Source organism: Candidatus Pelagibacter sp. HIMB1587 (assembly GCF_052047775.1).
In the GTDB taxonomy this organism is placed as follows: domain Bacteria; phylum Pseudomonadota; class Alphaproteobacteria; order Pelagibacterales; family Pelagibacteraceae; genus Pelagibacter.
In genome coordinates this window covers 490,991-510,686 of record NZ_JBNAJJ010000001.1, presented here as the reverse complement: position 1 = coordinate 510,686, position 19,696 = coordinate 490,991, and the positions used below count along the sequence as shown (strand labels likewise).

Sequence of the window (19,696 nt, the reverse complement as noted above, 5' to 3'; positions counted from 1 at the left end):
ATTTATTTCATTAAAATTTGTTTCCAAATTGCAACCTCATCAAACAAGACCCATTCTCTTATAACATTTCCATCAATTATTTCTGCATGGTTTATACCCATTATAAAAATATTTTTATTTGATTTTTCTCCAAATTCTTCAGTATCTTTTGAATGATTACCTTGCAGAAACCATCGTATTGATGCTTTAGGATTTTTATCTGCTTCTTCTAAATAACCAATATGCTCAACAGAAAACTTCATATCACTCAAAGTATTTTTTAAAGCATTCCAAAATTTGATTACATCTTCTCTCCCATGTCCGATTTTGTTTCCAGGCCAATAAATGTTTGCAGCTCTTGCATAGTCAGAAAAATCATAATCATCTTTAAAGATATTTTTTAATATTTTGGAGTATTTACTTCCAGCAGAATCATCAGGTACAACGCCTTGTTTGTAATCTGAATTCATCTCAGAATTTGAATTAAATAATTGTTTTGCTTTTTCAACGCCGCCTTCTTTATCTATAAGCATTTGAGCGAAATCTTTTGGTGTAAATCCTATTTGTCTTACCATCGCTCCTTGATCACGAACAATCCATTCATCATAGACTTGATTATTTTTGCATGCACAATCAGCAATTACTCTATAATAAATATCTTTACCAGTTGGTTTGCCGTATGAACCATCACCAAGATGTGTTCCTTTACTTAAAATTCTATGAGATGAATGATAACCAATATCATCATTTCCATTCCAAATCACATCTTCTCCAAGCAATTGTCTGTTAGGAAATTCTTTTAAGGTCGCATAAGTTGCATCAATTACAGGTTTATTTCCATACGTGACACCAAAAGGTGATCTAACTTGAATATTGTCGCTATAAAATTGACCAATAGACTCAACATCTTTATTTTCCCAAATTTGTTTAGTTATTTTAAGTATGTAATCAGGAAAGTTTTTATATTTTGGATCAAAACCTTTCATTAGATTTGTGTTACACAATTTAAGTAACATTCCTCATTTTCATCTATTTTAATATTAACGTTAGAATTAATTGGAATAGAAATTGTATCTTTAGCATTTAAAACACACTGAAAATCATCAATCATTATTTCCCATTTTCCAGTTCTTGAGAACATTATTGTAGGTTTTTCAAATTTTAAATTTGTAATATGACCCTTAATGGATTTTAAAATTGAAAGATTAAATCCTGTATCTTGATTTATAACTGGAGAGAATTCCTTCTTTTCAAATTTATTTCCAAGAATTTGAATTAAATTAATGTTCTCATTTAGTTTGTTTTCATGTTTTGAATTTTCATTACTTTTACATATAAACTTTTCTAGTTGATCCAATTTATAGTTATCAAATTTTTTTATTTCCTCTTGAGAAATAGGCTCAAGAATTGTTTTTCCCTCTGGAATTTGATTAATAGATAAATCAATTAACGAATTATCATTTAAAAGTGCCATACCAGTTTTTTTTGCTTTTTCTAAAACACTCGGAACCCAAGTTATTATTCCAGGATCATCTCCACCTAAAACAACAAAAATTAATCCTTCTTCATCACCAGCGTTTTCAAATGCTCTAAACATGTTAGTTGGCATTGAAATTATGTCACCAGCATTCAAAATTGTTTCATCTTTCCCTTCTGCCCCCCAATAAAATTTCCATCTACCAGAATAAATAACAAATACTTCTGCAGTTGTATGACTATGTAGGCCTGAACCATTTTGGGGAAGTGCTGACACAGCACCTAAGTTAAAACTATGAGGCATAGCAATTTTTATAAATTGTTTGCTATCTTCAGCTACACCAGGTCCAACTATAGAATAATTTTTTCTTTCTTTATGCCCTTCAAGTTTTCCTTCCACAAAGGGTAGGGTGCTTGGAACCAGCTCATTAAATTTTGCTAACCTATTTTCCATATGTTTTTCTAATTGAATTATGATATTAACCCTACTTAAATTATTATAAATGCCAATACAACAATTTGATACAGGTTTAAAAGAACAGCAGGGTGTAAAAAAATTAGAAATTACACCTGAAGAAAATTTCAATAATAAAACAAAAGTAAGAGGCTATTTAAAAACAATTATAGAAGGTGGAATATCTAAATTAGATCAAAATATAGAAAATTATTTTGATAAAGATGTAAAAGTTAATTGTTTTCACCCTGTTAATGAATTTGAGGGTGCAAATACATTTAAAGAAAAATTTTGGCTACCTCTATTTGAAGCTTTTCCAGACATTGAGAGAAGAGAACAGATAGTCATTGGAGGTACATTTAGAGATAAAGTTCAAGTTGGATCAGTATCTATGCTTTCAGGCACATTCAAAAAACCTATTTTTGGAATAAAACCAATTAATAAAATGGCAAATCTTAAATGCTGCGAAGTCCATGAATTGAAAAATGATAAAATTGTAGAGAGTTATATCTTAATTGATTTATTAGATTTAATATTTCAAACAGGAAAAAATCCAATAAATCCTTCAAGAGGTTCAGAAGGAAATTGGCTAAATCCAATTAATACCGATGGTGTAAATTATTTTGAAAAAGATATGAAAGTTTCTGAAGCAAGTTTAGACCAATCTTTAACGATGCAAAGAAGCTTGAACATAAAGCCAGAGTTGGAAACTAATTCAGATAAAGAATTAAAAGAAAAATTAATCAATCATCCACAAAGTGAATTTTGGCATGATAAAATGATATGGTATGGACCAAGTGGAATAGGTACCGGAAGAAATCTGGAGGGATTTGTTGATAATCATCAGTTACCATTTAGAAAAACTTTTAAAGAAAGAAATTATTGGAAACTAGGACATTACTGTGAACTTGGTGATGGAAACTTTTCAATGACTGCTGGCTGGCATAGCATACAAGCAATTTATGGGTCAGATGATTGGTTAGGATACAAATCTAATAATCAAAACGTTACTATGAGAGTGATGGATTTTTACCATCACCACGAAGGTAAAATTAGAGAAAACTGGGTACCTATAGACTTAATACATATACTTAAGCAAATAGGTATTGATGTTTTAGAGTTAATTAAGGACTAATCTTTTAACTTATCCCACTCAGACATACCGCCTGTAATATTTTTAACGTTTTTAATTCCCATTTCTTTCATTGTTTTTGTAGCAAGAGTTCCTTGACCACCTAAACCACAAAATACAACATATTCTTTGTCAGGATTATTTTTAAAAGTATCATTTTCAATAGGACTTCCTTCAGCTAAATAAAATTCTAGCAAACCTCTATCTAAATGCATCGCATTTCCAATAGTCCCTTTAGAAAAACTTTCTTTATCTCTAACATCAATAAATTGAACATTAGGATCATTTAATTTCTTTTTAGCTTCTTCAGCAGTGATATTTTCAATTTCATTGCTGACACTCATTACTTCTTCAAATTTTTTCATTTTAAATCCTATTTATAAATTTTTTAGTAACCGTATTTTTTCAATCTAACATCACCAGTTCTTGCATGAGCTTCCATCCCTTCATATCTTGAAAGTCTAGCAGCAGCTGCTCCAACAAGTTCAGTAGATTCTTTGGTCATTCTTTGGAAACTTAAAGTTTTAATAAATTTACCAACAAACAAACCACCCGTATATCTTCCAGCACCTTTAGTTGGAAGAATATGATTTGTTCCGGAGCATTTATCACCATAAGCAACAGTTGTTTCTTCACCAATAAATAAAGAACCGTAGTTTTTTAATCTTTTGTGGAACCACTCTAAGTTTTTAGTTTGAACTTCTAAGTGTTCTGGTGCGTACTCATCACTGATAGTAGCCATTTCCTCGTCTGTATCACAAAGAACAACTTCTCCGTAATCTCTCCAAGCAGCTTCAGCATTAGTTCTTGGTAACTCTGGAAGATCAGCAATAAGTTCAGGTACTCTTTTAATTACTTTTTCTGCTAATTCTTTACTTGTTGTCCAAAGCCAAGCAGGTGAATTATATCCGTGCTCTGCTTGACCCACTAAATCTACTGCAACGATTTCTGGATCTGCGTTTTCATCAGCAATAATTCCAATTTCTGTTGGACCTGCAAATAAATCGATACCTACTTTGCCAAATAAAATTCTTTTAGCTTCAGCAACAAATTGGTTTCCAGGACCTACCAATATATCAGCTGGAGCATTTCCAAATAAACCATTTGTCATTGCAGCAATTGCTTGAACTCCACCTAAATTCATAATTACATCTGCACCACAAAGATCAGCCGTGTAAACAATAGTTGGATGAACCCCAACTCCAGGTTTTGGAGAACTACATACTAAAATATTATTAACTCCAGCTACTTTTGCAGTTGTTACACTCATTACTGCAGATGCGATGTGAGCATATCTTCCAGCGGGCACATAACATCCAGCTGTATTTACAGGAATTAATCTTTGACCTGCATATAAACCTTCAGACAATTCAACTTCAAAATCTTGACCATAATTTTTTAATTGAGCTTCCGCAAATTTTCTCACTCTTTCATGAGCAAACTGGACATCATCTTTAGTTTTTTGATCTAAATTTTTTTTAATATCTTCAATTTTTTCTTTAGAGATAACTACTTCACCTTCATACTTATCAAATTTTTTAGAAAGTTCTTTGCAACCTTCTTCTTTACTTGTCTCAATATCTTTAAGAATATTTTCAACTATTTCTCTAGTTTTTGTATCGTCAGTTGATGATGTTTTTGGTGATTTTTTTAAGTATGTAATTGCCATTTCTCTCCTTTTAAAATTTAAAGTTTTTAGGTTAATTTTTTATAAAATTCAATTAATCATTTAGTCTAAAGCTACTACTGCCGCAGCTATTGATGCTAATCTTGCTTGCGCTTCATCTGATCTACTAGTTATCACAACTGGGACTTTTCCTCCCACCACAACTCCTGCAGCACATGCGCCCATAAAATAAATCATCATTTTAACTAGGGCATTTCCAGTTTCAACACTTGGAACTAAAAGTACATCAGCTTCTCCTGCAACTAAATTTTTAATACCTTTAATACCAGCAGATTTTTTTGAAATACTATTATCAAAAGCTAAAGGTCCAAAAACATCTGCATTCAAATTTTCTTCTTTAGCAAGCTTTGTTATTTCAGCTGCTTCAATTGAACTTGGCACACTTTCTAAAACTTCTTCAGTTGCAGATAATACAGAAACTTTTGGTCTTTCAATTCCAATACGATTTGAAAAATTTATTACATTTTTTAGAATATGCATTTTTGTTTTAACATTTGGCAATACATTTAAAGCGCCATCAGTTATTATTAATGGCTTATCCTCTTTATTGACTGTCATATGCCAGATATGACTTAATCTAGTTTTGCCTAATAAGTTGTACTCTCGCTTTAAAACTTCTTTCATAAGTACATCGGTATGAATATGTCCTTTAACAATTATTTTAACTTTATCTTCACTTGCAAGTTTAGCTGCAATTTTTGCAGTATTGTTTTCAACTGGCTCATGAATAAGTTCATATTTTGAAATATCCCAACCAAGATCCTCAGCACATTTTTGAATTTCAACTTCATGACCGATAAAAACTGGTTCAATTAGATTTTCATTTACAGCGTCTTGAACAGATAACATAGGGAGGGGCTTACCAGCATTTACAACTGCAACCTTAACTCCTTTTTTACTATGAGCTATGTCTAATAGTTTATTTGGACAGACAATTTCTTTGTTTGAAAGCATAATTTTAGTCGTTAAGAATTTTTACTTCTTGCTCATTTATACTCAAGAAAACTTCTTCTCCAACTTTAAAAATGTCATTTGTATCACCTGATACAACATATAATTTCCCAACTTTAGAATTTAAAATGTATTGATAACTACTGCCTACAAAAGATGCATTATTTACAGTAGCATGAATACAATTATCACCTTTATTTCTATCAATTGATATTTTTTCTGGTCTTAAGGCAACAGAAATATCTCCATTTAACTCATTTTCACTTTGAATTTTGATATTCATTTCAGCTATTTTGATATTATATGAATTTGAATTTTTATTTATGACCTCAGCTTTCACAACATTTGCATCACCAATAAAGTTTGCAACAAATTTGTTTCTAGGGAAATTATATAGATCTTTTGGACTACCTTCTTGAGCAATCACGGCATTGTTCATTACAATTACTTTATCTGAGATAGCTAAAGCTTCCTCTTGATCATGCGTTACGTAAATAGTTGTAACTCCTAATTTTTGTTGGATTTCTCTAATGTCTTCTCTCACTTGTCTTCTTAATTTTGCATCCAAGTTTGAAAGAGGCTCATCAAACAAAAGCACTTTTGGCTCCAATACAATTGCTCTTGCAACAGCAACTCTTTGTTGTTGTCCTCCAGATAATTCTGAAGGCATTCTATTTTCATATCCTTCAAGGTTTACTAGTTTTAATGTTTCTAATGATTTTTGAACGTACTCATCTTTATTTACATTTATCATTTTTAAGCCATAAGAAACATTTTCCAACACACTCATGTGTGGAAATAAAGCATAAGATTGAAATACCATAGACACATCTCTATCTGTTGCAGGTAGTAACGTTACGTCTTCATCATCAACTAAAATTTTTCCACTTGTAGCTCTTTCAAGACCCGCAATAATTCTTAGTGAAGTTGTTTTTCCACATCCAGATGGACCGAGTAATGTTGTCAACGTTCCAGCCTCAAATTTACAACTAACATTATCAACAGCTGTAGTTTCATTAAATTTCTTTGTTATATTTTCAAACTTTACTTCAGCTTTTTTCATTATTTAAATTCCTTGTAAAATTGATGAGTTTTGATCTCTTCTTCCTAATTTACGTTTCCCTATTATTAATTGCATCAACATAATTGTAAACAACATTACTACAATCAAAGCAGATGAATACACTATCGCTAGACCATAGTCATTATTTTCTAATCTTCCTAAAATATAAGATACTGCTAGATCGTAATTTGCACTGACCAAGAATATAACAGCACTAATTGCTGTCATTGCTCTTACAAAACTAAATACTAATGAAGCAGTAATTGCTGGTTTAAGCAATGGAAGAATTATATTTCTAAAAGTTTGAGCACTTGATGCATTTAAAGTTGAAGAAGCTTCATCTAAATGAGGATCAAGTTGGTTCATGGCGGCTATTCCAGCTCTTACACCAACTGGCATATTTCTAAATACAAATGCAATTACTAAAATAATTCCTGTTCCTGTTAGTTCTAAAGGTGGAACGTTAAAAGCAAAAACATAACTAACACCAATTACACTACCAGGTATTGCAAAACTTAACATGGTACCAAATTCGAAAGCATTTTTACCTTTAAATCTATGTCTTGTTAAAAGATAGGCGGTTAAAATTCCTATTGCAGCAGTTGGTAAAGATGAAATTAAAGCAATTGTAAATGTTGTATTAAATGAGTTCCATGCAGTTCCAGTCCACAAGAAGCCTCTATCTTTTACCCATTCAACACTGAAGGCTTCAATGTAATGTTTTAAAGTAAAGCTATGATCAATGCCCCACATCTCCACAAATCCACCAAACATAATCATGACGTAGATAATAAAAGTTAGTAAGGCCCATGGAAGCACTGTTGAATAAATAACCCATTTTGTTTTATTTGGTAGTTCAGGGTGAACACCACTATCTCCTTTACCTGAAATTGAAATGTAAGATTTTTTTCCTAACCATTGATTTTGAAGATAAAAAACAACTAAGACAACAGACAATAAAATCATTGCAAGTATTGCTGCTTTAGTTTCATCATATTGTGCACCAACAATTGCAAAAAATATTTCGGTAGATAAAACATCGTACTCAGCTCCAAGCACTAATGGGTTTCCAAAGTCTGCTAAACTTTCAATAAATCCTAGTAAAAATGCATTTGCTATTCCTGGTCTCATTAAAGGTAATGTAACAGTTTTAAAGACTTGCCATTTAGAAGCCCTTAATGTTTGTGATGCCTCTTCCATTGATGGACTGACACTTTCAACAACCCCAATTAAAACTAAAAATGCAATAGGTGTGAAGGCAAGAGTTTGTGCAAACCAAATCCCTGGTAAGCCATAAATCCATCTTGAAGGTTCGATATCAAATCCCCATTCAAGAAACGAACTTACAACACCAGTTCTTCCAAATAAAATTATGATAGCTAAACCAATTACAAATGGAGGAGTAATAATTGGTAAAACAGATAATATTCTAACTGTTTTTTTAAATTTAAAACTGGTTCTTGCAATTAAAAGAGCAAAACCTAAACCTAAAATTGTTGATGAAAAAGCTGTAAGTGTACCCATGGTAATAGTGTTCCAAAAAACACCACAAGCATAATCACTATATAAACAATCTAATCCCCATATCCCTTTGTTAAAAATCTTTTCTGAAAAATTACTTATTTCGTAACCACCTTCAGTTCCTTTAAAGGCCACTCCAAACATTCTAAATATTGGAAAAAATACAAAAGTAGATACTAAAATAATTATACTTCCAATACTTCCAACAATAAAATTATCCCCATTTAACCAGCCACGAGATGCAAGACCATGAGTAATATAAAATATAAAAGCACAACATGTTAATACTGCACCCGAACCCATTCCATATTGATTTTCTACATCTCCAAAAATTGATTGGAATATTTCATAATTCCATCCTCTGATCCCAACCGAGAACCCTTGTAAGAAAAAATAAAAGAAACCAAATAAACCTGAGTACAAAAATATTTTTGAGTAAAGGGGATTGGTTTGATTTAATTTAATTGTGGTTAAAGGTAAAAATAATGGAAAGATTAATGGGAATAACCAATATTTTTTATTTATAAAAACTTGAGGTAGGGCAGAGCCGTAATCTTCTAAAGAATACTCTAAAATCCAATTGATTGAGAAAAACCCGTCACCTGTTACATACCATGGGAAGATAAAGAAACCTACTCCACCTATCAGTATCCAACAAATGACGAGCCCTCTCATTAATTCCTAAAATTATCTAGGAATTACAGATACGTCTTTATCCCACTTAGATAATAGACTCGCTCTTGTTGATTTGTCTCCATAAACTTTAAAATTGTAATCAATCAAGTTTATAGTTGATAAATCTGGAGCATCAGGATCAGCTTTTGCTTTAGTATTAGATGGTACCTGCAAAGATTTTCCTGAAGTGAACACCATAGTTTGTATTGCAGGACTTAATGCCCAGTCATAAAACTTCTTAGCTTCCTTCATATTTCTTGCACCAGCAATAATACTCATTGATCCAACCTCATAACCAGTTCCTTCTTCAGGAGAAACAGTTACAACAGGTAAACCTTTCTTAGTTTGTTTCACACCATCGTGTTGGAAACAAATACCAATTAAGTTTTCACCTCTTCCAGTAGCTTTAATTGGAGCAGAACCAGATTTAGTATAAGTGTTTATATTTGCATGAAGTTTCTTCATGTAATCCCAACCTTTATCTTCTCCAAAAATTTGAAGAATTGTAGCTAAAGTTGTGTAAGCAGTTCCAGATGAATTTGGATTTGCTACTTGGATTTCACCTTTATAAATAGGTTTTGTTAAGTCCATCCATGATTTAGGAGCTGGAAGACCTTTTTTTGCTAAAAGATCTTTGTTGTATCCAAAACCTAATGCACCAACATAAATCCCTACAGATTTATAGTCAGCATTTTTTGCTTGGTTTTGTGCTGCTGGCAATAAATCATCAAAGTGTTTTGATTTATATTTTTCAGTTAAATTTTCCTGAGCAGCTGTTAAGTGTGGATCACCTGTTCCACCAAACCAAACATCACCTTTTGGATTAGAAGCTTCTGCTTTAATTTTTGCAAAAGTTTCTCCACTACTTGCTCTTGTCATTGCAACTTTTGTGCCTGTTTCTTTTTCATAAGCTTGTTCAAGCATTTCACAAACATCAATTTCAACACTGCAATATAAAGTTAACTTTGCAGCAGAAGCTTTGTTTGTTAAGCCAAACATTGTTAATGAAAAAAGAAGGACAATAGATGCTATTTTTAATAGTTTATTCATAATATCCTCTCTAAAGTTATATTAACGAGAAAGTTATTATGATTTTAATTTAATTGTTACCGTTTTATTACAAAATACACCTTCAGGTTTAATTTTTTTTTTTAGTTATCCATATCAGATGTATGATATAAAAATTTCATTGAGAGAGTAGATATTTGGAAATTGTAACTAAAATAGCACCGTTAGCTTTAGCATTGATAATGCTCGGCCTAGGACTTGGTTTATCTGTTAAAGATTTTACAAGAGTAATTACAAATCCAAAAGATTTTTTAATTGGAATAACTTGCCAATTAATTCTTTTACCAATTGTTGCATACATATTGGTTTTAATTTTAAGATTACCGATCGAAATAGCTCTAGGTTTAATGATTATAGCTGCAGCACCAGGAGGTGTTACATCAAATGTTCTTACTAAGTTTGCAGATGGAGATGTAGCTTTATCAATTTCTTTAACAGCTGTTGGAAGTTTAATTAGTATAATTTCAGTTCCATTTATAGTTTTTACTTCTGCTGGAATGCTAGGGGTTACTGAAATGTCGACAGAGATTACCATGACTGGGATTGCACTTAAAATGGCTCTGGTTGTAACTGTTCCAGTTATTATAGGAATGGTTATAAGAGGTTTTGCAGAAAATTTTATCTCTTCAAATATTAACATTGTCAATAGAACTACTAGTTTATTATTTGTTATTGTATTTGCAGCAATATGGATTGAGGAAAGAGAAAATATTTTTAATTATTTAGCTCAAGCTGGAATAGCGGTTTTAATTTTAAATATAGTGATGATGATTTTAGCATTTTATATAGCTAAAGCTTTTGCAACTGGAGTTGCTCAGAGAAAATGTATTTCTTTAGAGTGTGGTCTTCAAAATGGAACTTTAGCAGTATTCGTTGCAACTCAAATTTTTAATGATGTTGCTTACATGATACCAACAGCTGCTTATGCTTTAGTCATGTATATTACGGGATTTATTTTTATATATATTTTAAGAAGATCTAGTTAATTGTAGCTTTATTTAAAATTTTATAAATTAGTTCTGAAATTTCTTTTATTGTTTGTTCTTGTATTTTTTGGGTTTTTGAAAAAATTTTTTCATCAATATTAAGTGAAATTAATTTTTTTTGATCCATTTTTGCAAAACCTCTTTTAATTAAAAAATTAACTTTTCGAACAACAGTCGGTCTTGGAATACCTGTAATGTCTGATATAGACATAGAATTTAAACCAATTTTGTCTGCAAAAGATATTCTTTTTCTCCACTTTTCAATATCTATATCCTGGATAATAAAATTTTTACTTGATGATGCATTTGATATTAAAAGCAAAGCTACGCATAATGTTTCTAAATCTTTTGTTTCTTTTCTCCATCTGAAAAAGTAAGAAAAAATAAATTTATAAAATTCGTACCAACAATATGAGAAATTATTCTTAATAGTATCTGTTATTTCATTGGAAGAAAAAGAGTTTGGAATTTTATTTTCTTGTTTTAAAATTTTTGAAGAAATTGATACCAAATACGATATATTTTTTAATGCACTTATTGGCTGTACTGTTTCATAAGCAGATCTATCAATAAAAATTTTTTTTCTTATTCGTCTAATTACGCCTATTTTTTCTAGATAAATAATCTTTCTTCTTACACTTTCTTTAGGCATTTGAAGATCTCTAGAAATTTCAATTATTTTAATTGCTTCGATTTCTAAAGTTTTGTCTTTATAAAAGGTGTTGTAATCGACCTGAATTCCATTTTTTTTAAAAAATTTAAAATTATTATTAACCAAATAGATCAAGATCATATACATTTCTATGTCTTTGAAATTTGAATAAGCACTAATTACCCATTCAGATACAAATTTATAAAAAGCTGGAACGAAATTATTAAATTTTTTATTGATTACTGATGTAACCTTTTTTTCATCCAGTGCATCAGATATGCTTGGTAGTGTGCTCATGATTTAAAAAAACCCAATATGGACAATACATAAATAAGAGTCAACCCATTTTGGACATTCCTAATATGTAATAATGTAACTATTAATGATTAAATGATTTTGTATTTAAAAATTATGAGTACAGAAAGCTTAAATAGAACATCCGTTGAAATTGAGAACCCCCCTCAAAATATTGAAGCTCCACAAAGAGTGAATGTGGATGTTCTAAAGCAAAGACTTCTTGAAGAGAAAAAAAAAGAAAAAGTTAAAAGAACAATCATTGTTTCTTCTGTTGTTGCTTGTTTAGGAGTTTTAACTTTTTTTACTTATTAAAGTTTCTAAATCTTTTTTAATAATATCAGGAATATTAATTTCTTTTTTAAGATTTTGTTTGAAACGATTAAATTTGTTTTGTCCTGGATACATTATTTCTTTAACACCTTTAATCTTAGGAAGTTTTTTTATTGTTTTAATATTGTCTTTAATTCTTTCATTATAATTTTTTTGAAATAAGTTTGCTTTAAATGTTATAAATAAATGTCCAATATTTTGTGGTCCTGAAAAATCATCAAAAGGATCTTTAACTCGACCTGCATGATTTCCTCCCGTTAATACTCCACTTAAAATATCTACCATCCAAGCAAGTCCCGAACCTCTAAATCCAGCAATAGGTAATTGAACTCCTGCTAATGCTTTTTTTGCATCAGTAGTTGGTTTTCCAAATTTATCTAAGGCTACACCTGCAGGAATAGTTTGATTGTTTCTTGCAGCAACTCTAATTTTACCTCTGTTGATCATTGAGATTGAGGTATCTAAAATAAAAGGAATTTTAGAACCAGTAGGGGTTCCAAAACAAATTGGATTAGTTCCAAATAAAGTTTTTAATGCACCATGAGGAGCAACTGCTGGAGGAGCGTTTGTATAGATCATCGCTATTAAATTTTTTTTAACTGCTTGTTCTGCGTAATAACCTGACAAACCATAATGACCACTATTTTTTACAGCAACCATTCCTATTCCTGTTTTTTGTGCATGCTTAATTGCAGTTTTAATTCCAAGATCAGCAGCTACAAATCCAATACTGTTATTTGCATCAATATGAGAAATAGATGATGAAATTTTTTTAATTTTTATTTTTGGTTTTGGATTAATTACTTTTTTGGAAATTCTATCACAATACATTTTAAGTCTTGATAAACCATGACCGTAAGCTCCAACTAACTCTGCATTGATTAAAGCATTAGCAGAAATTAAAGCATGTTCTTTACTTAATCCAAACTTTTGAAAAATTTTAATTACTTGATTTTTTAATAAAGGAGTCTTCATTTATCCTTTTCCACGCCATGGAATAGTTTTATCGATTATTTTTCTTAAAGTAACATCGAACAATAAACCAAGAAGACCCATAATAAATATCGTTATCCAAATAACTTCGTACTGGAAGTATTTTTTAGCAACGTTTTCAACGAAACCAATACCAGTGGTTCCAGCTAAAAATTCTGCTGCAACTAGTGTTCCCCAACACATACCAACCGCAACCCTTATTCCAGTTAAAATTTCTGGAAGAGAATTTGGGAAAATTACATATCTTAATATTTGTTTTTTTGTGGCTCCTAATGAGTGAGCAGCATGAATTTTTGATAATTGAGTTCCTGATGCTCCAGCTCTTGCTGAAATAATCATAATAGATAAAGAGACCATAAATAATAAAAATATTTTTCCAGAGTTATCAATTCCAAGTACAGAAATAATTAATGGAGCCCAAGCAAGTGGGGGAACAGGTCTATAGAGTTCAATTAATGGATCAAAGAAACCTTTTGCAAATCTGTTTAGACCCATAAATAATCCTAATGGAACACCAATTATAATTCCAAACACTAATCCTAAAAATACCCGCATAAAAGAATCCCAGATATGTCCGTATGGAACTGGAACTTTGAATAATTTAAAGTCACCAGTAACAACTTTTAAAACATTGCTTTTAAAGTTTTCTTTAACTATTCCATCTTTTGTATGAACTGGATATTCACCAGGTAAGATATCGGCTATCCAATCTGGTAAAACGAAGCCAATCATTTTACTAACATCAACCATTTCAATCCATAAAAGAGGAACATTTTTGTATCCAACACTTGGTTTAGACATCAATACAAACTTATTAAATGTATCAGATGGTTTAGGTAGCCATCTACCAGAACCTTGCTCTGAACAAGTAGGTCCACTTGCTACAATTGTTCCAGCAGGAAATAAAAGTATATCGATTAATCTTAATCCAGCTTGTTCTTTATTTTGTAACTCATCAAATTCTATGATTGCTGCTTGCATTTCATTTAATGCATTTGGAGGGTAGATACTTGCAAATTCTATTCTTCTTGCAATTTTAACTATATTTTTTGCATAGTCAGATGCTAGTTCTTCACTATCATCTAAACCTTTTCTGTAAGCTTTTATATCATCTTTAAGTTGTTTAATTGAGCTTTTGAAAGGTGGATTATGATTTTTTAATTTAAAAAATTTATCGTCAATTTTTTTTAATTCTGCTGCAGCTGCATGAAATTTTAAACCTTTATTTGTTTGAGGTGCAGTTGGTATTTCAATTGTATTTTCAATAGACCCACTTCCAGAGTCAATTGTGGTAATTCCCCAGCCACCTTGTTCATCAATAAGTTTTTGTCTTTCAGTTTTTTGTGCATCTGTCTCAAAAGGGTAATTTTTCTTTTGAAAGTTTGAACTTAGAAGTTTTATTTCTTCCGTTATTTCTTGAAGTTTAATTTTGGTATCCATTTCCATTAATTCTTCACTTGTTAACAGTGGAATTAATTTAGAAGTTCTATCAATGTAGCTTACAAGAATTGTTTTTTGTTGATCATTTAGATCTGGAGATCCTTTTATTTCATTTGCAATTTTTGTAAGATTTTTATTTTCAATTTTAATAATGGATGTACTTTTGAACTCTCTTTCTTCAATAGGGAATTGATATTTTAAACCTAATAACGACTCATTAATTTTAGCAACCTGACATAATTCATTTGCTGATTTTGGATAAAAGCCTTTTGCAATATCCCATGAATAATAAAGCCATAGCATCAAGATTGCACTACTTCCAACAATTACCCAGTGCGTTCCACCTTTAGCTCTTTCTGGATTACCAAAAACAGCATCTACTTTTTCAGTTTGGATTAATCTTCTTCCATAAAGAATACATCCAATAACAGAAACGATAATTAATATTGTTACAAATTGGGTTAACATTAATTATCTTTCCCCATTATTTCTTCTTCCATATTCCAGATCATGGATAAAATTTCTTCTCTAGTAGATGAAAATTCTTTATTTTTTTTAATTTCTCTTAAATCTTGAGTAAGACCCATTTCAGCAAATGGAAGATTATACTCTTTGTGTATTCTTCCAGGTCTTGGCGCCATTACATATAATCTTTCACCAAGTAAAAGAGCTTCCTCAACAGAGTGAGTAATTAAAATAATTGTTTTTCCAGTTTCTTTCCAAATTTTTAAAACTAAAGACTGCATCTTTTCTCTTGTTAATGCATCCAAGGCACCCAATGGCTCATCCATTAAAATTAAATCAGGATCATTAATCAAACATCTTGCAAGAGCAACTCTTTGCTGCATACCACCTGATAATTGATAAGTAGGAGTATTACCAAATCCTTTTAGTCCAACTATATCTAACCATTCTTCAACTTTTTTTGCTGTTACTTTTGGATCTTCACTTTTCATACGAAGACCAAAGTTTACGTTTTCAGCAACTGTTAACCATTCGAACAAAGCACCTTGTTGAAATACCATTCCTCTTTCAACACCAGGTCCATCTATTTCATTATTGTTTAAAGTAATTTTTCCTGAAGTCGGTCTTAAAAATCCTGCAGTAATATTTAATAAAGTTGTTTTTCCACAACCAGATGGGCCAAGAACAGTAAGTAGTTCTCCTTTTTTTAAAGTAAAACTAACATCTTTTAATGCATGAACTGTTTCTCCTTTTGGAGTTTTAAAAATCATATTTAGATTTTGAGAAACAAGATCACTCATAGCGCCCTTATATTAGAAATTTTTTAAAAAAAATAGGCACTAATTTTTAAATCAGTGCCTATTTAAAAAGTCTTAAACCTTTAAAATTATAAAGGTAAGAAACTTGTGTCTACGTTACCAGCTGGAGTTCCCATTCCTTTTAAGAACCCATCTAGGTTTCCGCTCTCCATAGAAGCTTTAGTTTCCTCTGGAGTTAAGAATTTAAATCCACTTAAAGTTTCTTTCATATCAGCAACAGTCATTTCAGAAGCTTTTGACATAGCATTCATATCGGATTTACCTGATCTGTATCTGTCGTTTGCTTCGTGAGTTACTTCGATGAAAGTTCTTAGCATTCCTGGATTTTCTTTCATGAATTTATCTGTAACAGATGTGATATCTATACCTAAGATACCAGCTGCTCTTGCTTCATCTACAGTTAATAATCTTGAACCAACTGCAGTTGCTGCTTTAATAGAGTTACCACCAAATAAACATGCCATTACAACATCACCGCTTACTAATGCAGCAGCACCTTCTTCAGGGTCCATTTGAATAATATCCATTTTACTTCTGTCAGCACCAACAACTTTCATACTTTCGTCAAAAACGTATTCAGCCATTGTTCCAAGTGGAACAGCAACTTTTTTACCTTCTAATTCAGTAGCGTTAGCTTTTGTAATTCCAGATGCATTTGATGTTACACAAGTAGTTCCACCCATTCCGTATTCCATAGCAATATCCACTAACTTAAGTGGTGCATTTGATTTTACAGCATTGATGAAGGGTACTAAACCTTGTGAGTAAGAAATATCAATATCTCCTGCTAACATTGCATCAGTCATAGCTCCACCGTTAGTGAAGTTTGTCCACTTAACTGGTACACCAAGAGCTTTTGCAAAATTTTTCTTCTGCATGTCCTCTAGATTTGGACTTGGCCATTCTAGAAAGTATGCAACTCTAACTTCAGTAGCTGCAGAGTTTGCAACTGAAATTGAAAGGTTAAGAGCAAAAATAGATCCTAGAATAAAACTTAGTATTTTTTTCATTTATTCCCCTATGTTAATTTAATTAAATTATTGTTATTTAAATTCAATTTTGGGTGGTTGTAAAACAAAAAGATAGGTTCAATTAAAAGTTGTATACTTATGACGCATCATTTTGGGTGGTGAAAATATTTCTAGCAAACTAATTGATTTAGTCTAATAGTTGGAATTATTTATAACAGTTAATAAAGAGAGAAAAAAAATTTATGAGCTCAGAGACAAGAACTTCAGTTCCAAATTCATTAAATGAACATTGGATGCCTTTTACATCGAATAAAGATTTTAAAGCAAACCCAAGATTAATTACTGAAGCAAAAGGAGTTTATTTAAAAACTCACCACGGAAAAACACAAATTGATGCGAGCTCAGGATTATTTTGTAATCCATTAGGACATGGAAGAAGAGAAATTACAGAAGCAGTTACTAAACAATTAGAGACTTTAGATTACGCACAACCATTCCAACAAGGATTTGGTGGTTCATTTGAATTAGCTACAAAAATTTCAAAACACACTCCAGGTGATTTAAACAAAATGTTTTTCACTATTTGTGGTTCAACTGCTGTTGAAACTGCAATCAAAATTGCAATTGCTTATCATAGAGCAAAAGGAAATGCTCATAGATTTAGATTTGTAGGACGTGAAAGAGGTTATCACGGAATGAACATTGGATGTGTTTCAGTTGGTGGAATGATCAATAATGTTAAAACATTTGCAAGTATCTTGATGCCAGGTGTTCAACACATGAGACATACACATTTACCAGAACATAAATTTGTTAGTGGTCAACCTGAAACAGGAGGAGATCTTGCAGATGATTTAGAGAGAATTGCAAGTAACTTTGGACCAGAAAATATTGCAGCTTGTATAGTAGAACCAATTGCTGGATCTACTGGAACTTTAGTTCCACCAAAAGGATATTTGCAAAGATTAAGAGAGATTTGTGATAAGCATGGAATTCTTTTAATATTTGATGAAGTAATTACTGGTTGGGGAAGAACAGGTTCTTCTTTTGCAAGTCATGAGTTTGGTGTTACTCCAGATTTAATGACTATGGCTAAAGCAACAACTAACGGAGTTGTTCCAATGGGTGTAGTTGCATGTAAAGATGAAATTTATGATGCAGTAATGGATGCTTCTCCGATGGGATCTGTTGAATTGTTTCATGGATATACTTATTCAGGAATTCCAGTTGCAGTAGCAGCAGGTTTAGCTGTTCAAGATATTTTTGAAAAAGAAGATATTTTTAACAGAGCAAAAAATTTAGCACCTTATTTCCAAAAAGGATTATTTTCTCTTCAAGATTTAGAGTCTGTTGAAAACATAAGAGGTTATGGAATGATGGGTGGTATTGATATGAAAATGAATACTAAACCAGGTAAAGCAGGTTATGAATGTTTTAAAGCTTGTTATGAAGCAGGTGTTAACTTTAAAGCAACTGGTGACTGTCTAATTATCGCTCCTCAATTTATATGTGAAGAAAAACATATAGATGAGATTATTGATAAACTAAGAACAGGTATTACGAACTATCAAAAAAACCAAAAGAACTAATTAGTTTAATTAAAGACATGGAGAGTGCTTATGAAGATAGGCGTACCTAAGGAGATAAAACCTCAAGAAAATAGAATAGGGCTAACGCCAGATAGTGTTAAAACTTTAGTTTCAGAAGGTCATGAAGTTATTGTTGAAAACAATGGTGGTTTTGAAGCTGGATTTGAAAATGATCAATATACAAATGCAGGTGCAAAAATAGCTAACACTGCAGCTGATATTTTTAATGATGCAGACATAATTGTTAAGGTTAAAGAGCCTCAAAAAGTTGAGGTTGATATGATTAGAGAAAATCAAATTGTTTACACATATCTTCATTTAGCAGCAGCGAAAGAATTAACTGAAGGATTAATTAAATCAAAAAGTGTTAACATTGCTTACGAGACAGTAACAGATGATAATGGGAGATTACCATTATTAGCTCCAATGAGTGCAGTCGCAGGACGTATGTCAGTACAAGCTGGTGCTCACTGTTTAGAAAAAAATCAAAGTGGAAGAGGACTTTTGTTAGGTGGTGCTCCAGGTGTTACTGGTGGAACTGTAGTTATTTTAGGCGGTGGTGTTGTAGGTGAAAACGCAGCAGTAATAGCAACAGGAATGCAAGCTAAAGTGCATATCGTTGATAAATCAGAAGCTAGATTAAAACAATTAGTAGAAATGTTTGGTGATAAAATTATTCCAGAGCAAAGTGATAAAATTGATCTTCCAAAATTAGTTTCTGAAGCAGACTTATTAGTTGGAGGTGTTTTAATTCCAGGTGCTGAAGCACCAAAATTAGTTACTAAAGACATGATCAAAAGTATGAAAAGAGGATCTGTTATAGTTGATGTTGCAATTGATCAAGGTGGATGTGTTGAAACAAGCAAACCAACTACTCACGGTGAACCAACTTATATTGTTGATGATGTTGTTCATTATTGTGTAGCAAATATGCCTGGTGGAGTTCCAAGAACTTCTACTTTAGCTTTAAACAATGCAACGTTACCTTATCTAGTTAAACTTGCTAACAATGGTTATCAAAAAGCATTAAGTGAAGATAAAAACTTTTTGGCTGGATTAAATGTTCACAAAGGAATGGTTACTTATAAGGCAGTTGCAGATGTATTTGGTCACAACTTTGTAGATCCAGGAGAAGCTGTCAAACATTAG

The 19,696-nt window shown here is 31.5% G+C and carries 18 protein-coding genes; 5 read left to right on the top strand and 13 right to left on the bottom strand.

The window, feature by feature from the left end; genetic code table 11:
* Positions 1 to 2: 2 nt before the first annotated feature.
* Positions 3 to 995 (bottom strand): ester cyclase, encoded by a 993-nt coding sequence (locus tag ACTTBE_RS02900; RefSeq protein WP_440677074.1) that lies wholly within the window; start codon positions 993 to 995, stop codon positions 3 to 5.
* Entirely contained in the window at positions 965 to 1,909 is a 945-nt protein-coding gene (locus tag ACTTBE_RS02895) for a cupin domain-containing protein (protein WP_440677073.1), read from the bottom strand. Before ACTTBE_RS02895 ends, ACTTBE_RS02900 begins: the two co-directional genes overlap by 31 nt.
* Before the next feature lie 49 nt (positions 1,910 to 1,958).
* Here ACTTBE_RS02895 and ACTTBE_RS02890 point away from each other — a divergent pair, with 49 nt between their 5' ends.
* Positions 1,959 to 3,044, top strand: a complete 1,086-nt coding sequence (locus ACTTBE_RS02890) for an ester cyclase (RefSeq protein WP_440677072.1) — start codon at positions 1,959 to 1,961, stop codon at positions 3,042 to 3,044.
* Here ACTTBE_RS02890 and ACTTBE_RS02885 read toward each other — a convergent pair.
* From ACTTBE_RS02885 to ACTTBE_RS02860, 6 genes are read right to left on the bottom strand one after another with little or no spacing between them, the layout of a single operon-like run.
* On the bottom strand, positions 3,041 to 3,406 hold the full coding sequence (locus ACTTBE_RS02885; protein ID WP_075505893.1) for a rhodanese-like domain-containing protein: 366 nt from the start codon (positions 3,404 to 3,406) through the stop codon (positions 3,041 to 3,043). The genes ACTTBE_RS02890 and ACTTBE_RS02885 overlap by 4 nt on opposite strands.
* Positions 3,407 to 3,429: 23 nt before the next feature.
* On the bottom strand, positions 3,430 to 4,710 hold the full coding sequence (hisD, locus tag ACTTBE_RS02880) for a histidinol dehydrogenase (RefSeq protein ID WP_440677071.1): 1,281 nt from the start codon (positions 4,708 to 4,710) through the stop codon (positions 3,430 to 3,432).
* 60 nt (positions 4,711 to 4,770) lie between these two features.
* On the bottom strand, positions 4,771 to 5,682 hold the full coding sequence (locus tag ACTTBE_RS02875) for a bifunctional enoyl-CoA hydratase/phosphate acetyltransferase (RefSeq protein ID WP_440677070.1): 912 nt from the start codon (positions 5,680 to 5,682) through the stop codon (positions 4,771 to 4,773).
* Between the two features lie 4 nt (positions 5,683 to 5,686).
* Positions 5,687 to 6,742: an ABC transporter ATP-binding protein gene (locus ACTTBE_RS02870; RefSeq protein WP_440677069.1), complete on the bottom strand. Its 1,056-nt coding sequence runs from the start codon at positions 6,740 to 6,742 to the stop codon at positions 5,687 to 5,689.
* Positions 6,743 to 6,745: 3 nt separating this feature from the next.
* Positions 6,746 to 8,938, bottom strand: a complete 2,193-nt coding sequence (locus ACTTBE_RS02865) for an ABC transporter permease (protein WP_440677068.1) — start codon at positions 8,936 to 8,938, stop codon at positions 6,746 to 6,748.
* A 12-nt stretch (positions 8,939 to 8,950) separates the two neighbouring features.
* Positions 8,951 to 9,988, bottom strand: a complete 1,038-nt coding sequence (locus ACTTBE_RS02860; protein WP_440677067.1) for an ABC transporter substrate-binding protein — start codon at positions 9,986 to 9,988, stop codon at positions 8,951 to 8,953.
* 155 nt (positions 9,989 to 10,143) lie between these two features.
* Here ACTTBE_RS02860 and ACTTBE_RS02855 point away from each other — a divergent pair, with 155 nt between their 5' ends.
* Complete coding sequence (locus tag ACTTBE_RS02855) at positions 10,144 to 10,992, top strand: bile acid:sodium symporter family protein (protein WP_440677066.1); 849 nt, start codon at positions 10,144 to 10,146, stop codon at positions 10,990 to 10,992.
* On the opposite strand, the gene ACTTBE_RS02850 is transcribed toward ACTTBE_RS02855, so the two are convergent.
* Positions 10,985 to 11,941, bottom strand: a complete 957-nt coding sequence (locus tag ACTTBE_RS02850; protein ID WP_440677065.1) for a MarR family transcriptional regulator — start codon at positions 11,939 to 11,941, stop codon at positions 10,985 to 10,987. The two genes, ACTTBE_RS02855 and ACTTBE_RS02850, sit on opposite strands and share 8 nt — an antisense overlap.
* A gap of 93 nt (positions 11,942 to 12,034) precedes the next feature.
* Here ACTTBE_RS02850 and ACTTBE_RS02845 point away from each other — a divergent pair, with 93 nt between their 5' ends.
* Positions 12,035 to 12,253 carry a hypothetical protein gene (locus tag ACTTBE_RS02845; protein WP_440677064.1) on the top strand — a complete coding sequence of 73 codons (219 nt, stop codon included), beginning with the start codon at positions 12,035 to 12,037 and terminating at the stop codon, positions 12,251 to 12,253.
* Here the strand turns inward: ACTTBE_RS02845 and ACTTBE_RS02840 are convergent.
* From ACTTBE_RS02840 to ACTTBE_RS02825, 4 genes are all read right to left on the bottom strand, one after another.
* The gene (locus ACTTBE_RS02840) at positions 12,233 to 13,246 is read right to left on the bottom strand and encodes an Ldh family oxidoreductase (RefSeq protein ID WP_440677063.1); all 1,014 of its coding nucleotides are present in this window, start codon (positions 13,244 to 13,246) and stop codon (positions 12,233 to 12,235) included. The genes ACTTBE_RS02845 and ACTTBE_RS02840 overlap by 21 nt on opposite strands.
* The gene (locus ACTTBE_RS02835; protein WP_440677062.1) at positions 13,247 to 15,172 is read right to left on the bottom strand and encodes an ABC transporter permease subunit; all 1,926 of its coding nucleotides are present in this window, start codon (positions 15,170 to 15,172) and stop codon (positions 13,247 to 13,249) included.
* Complete coding sequence (locus ACTTBE_RS02830) at positions 15,172 to 15,969, bottom strand: ATP-binding cassette domain-containing protein (protein ID WP_440677061.1); 798 nt, start codon at positions 15,967 to 15,969, stop codon at positions 15,172 to 15,174. The genes ACTTBE_RS02835 and ACTTBE_RS02830 overlap by 1 nt, the downstream gene beginning before the upstream one ends.
* An 86-nt stretch (positions 15,970 to 16,055) precedes the next feature.
* Positions 16,056 to 16,997: an ABC transporter substrate-binding protein gene (locus tag ACTTBE_RS02825; protein WP_440614218.1), complete on the bottom strand. Its 942-nt coding sequence runs from the start codon at positions 16,995 to 16,997 to the stop codon at positions 16,056 to 16,058.
* 203 nt (positions 16,998 to 17,200) lie between these two features.
* On the opposite strand from ACTTBE_RS02825, the gene ACTTBE_RS02820 reads away from it, so the two are divergent.
* Positions 17,201 to 18,547, top strand: coding sequence for an aspartate aminotransferase family protein (locus tag ACTTBE_RS02820; protein WP_075505902.1), 1,347 nt, complete (start codon positions 17,201 to 17,203; stop codon positions 18,545 to 18,547).
* A gap of 30 nt (positions 18,548 to 18,577) precedes the next feature.
* Complete coding sequence (gene ald, locus ACTTBE_RS02815) at positions 18,578 to 19,696, top strand: alanine dehydrogenase (protein ID WP_440677060.1); 1,119 nt, start codon at positions 18,578 to 18,580, stop codon at positions 19,694 to 19,696.

Coding starts and splice junctions, on each gene's coding strand:
- ACTTBE_RS02900 (WP_440677074.1), bottom strand. CDS start 995: ATGTTACTTAAATTGTGTAACACAAATCTAATGAAAGGTTTTGATCCA.
- ACTTBE_RS02895 (WP_440677073.1), bottom strand. CDS start 1,909: ATGGAAAATAGGTTAGCAAAATTTAATGAGCTGGTTCCAAGCACCCTA.
- ACTTBE_RS02890 (WP_440677072.1), top strand. CDS start 1,959: ATGCCAATACAACAATTTGATACAGGTTTAAAAGAACAGCAGGGTGTA.
- ACTTBE_RS02885 (WP_075505893.1), bottom strand. CDS start 3,406: ATGAAAAAATTTGAAGAAGTAATGAGTGTCAGCAATGAAATTGAAAAT.
- hisD (WP_440677071.1), bottom strand. CDS start 4,710: ATGGCAATTACATACTTAAAAAAATCACCAAAAACATCATCAACTGAC.
- ACTTBE_RS02875 (WP_440677070.1), bottom strand. CDS start 5,682: ATGCTTTCAAACAAAGAAATTGTCTGTCCAAATAAACTATTAGACATA.
- ACTTBE_RS02870 (WP_440677069.1), bottom strand. CDS start 6,742: ATGAAAAAAGCTGAAGTAAAGTTTGAAAATATAACAAAGAAATTTAAT.
- ACTTBE_RS02865 (WP_440677068.1), bottom strand. CDS start 8,938: ATGAGAGGGCTCGTCATTTGTTGGATACTGATAGGTGGAGTAGGTTTC.
- ACTTBE_RS02860 (WP_440677067.1), bottom strand. CDS start 9,988: ATGAATAAACTATTAAAAATAGCATCTATTGTCCTTCTTTTTTCATTA.
- ACTTBE_RS02850 (WP_440677065.1), bottom strand. CDS start 11,941: ATGAGCACACTACCAAGCATATCTGATGCACTGGATGAAAAAAAGGTT.
- ACTTBE_RS02845 (WP_440677064.1), top strand. CDS start 12,035: ATGATTTTGTATTTAAAAATTATGAGTACAGAAAGCTTAAATAGAACA.
- ACTTBE_RS02840 (WP_440677063.1), bottom strand. CDS start 13,246: ATGAAGACTCCTTTATTAAAAAATCAAGTAATTAAAATTTTTCAAAAG.
- ACTTBE_RS02835 (WP_440677062.1), bottom strand. CDS start 15,172: ATGTTAACCCAATTTGTAACAATATTAATTATCGTTTCTGTTATTGGA.
- ACTTBE_RS02830 (WP_440677061.1), bottom strand. CDS start 15,969: ATGAGTGATCTTGTTTCTCAAAATCTAAATATGATTTTTAAAACTCCA.
- ACTTBE_RS02825 (WP_440614218.1), bottom strand. CDS start 16,997: ATGAAAAAAATACTAAGTTTTATTCTAGGATCTATTTTTGCTCTTAAC.
- ACTTBE_RS02820 (WP_075505902.1), top strand. CDS start 17,201: ATGAGCTCAGAGACAAGAACTTCAGTTCCAAATTCATTAAATGAACAT.
- ald (WP_440677060.1), top strand. CDS start 18,578: ATGAAGATAGGCGTACCTAAGGAGATAAAACCTCAAGAAAATAGAATA.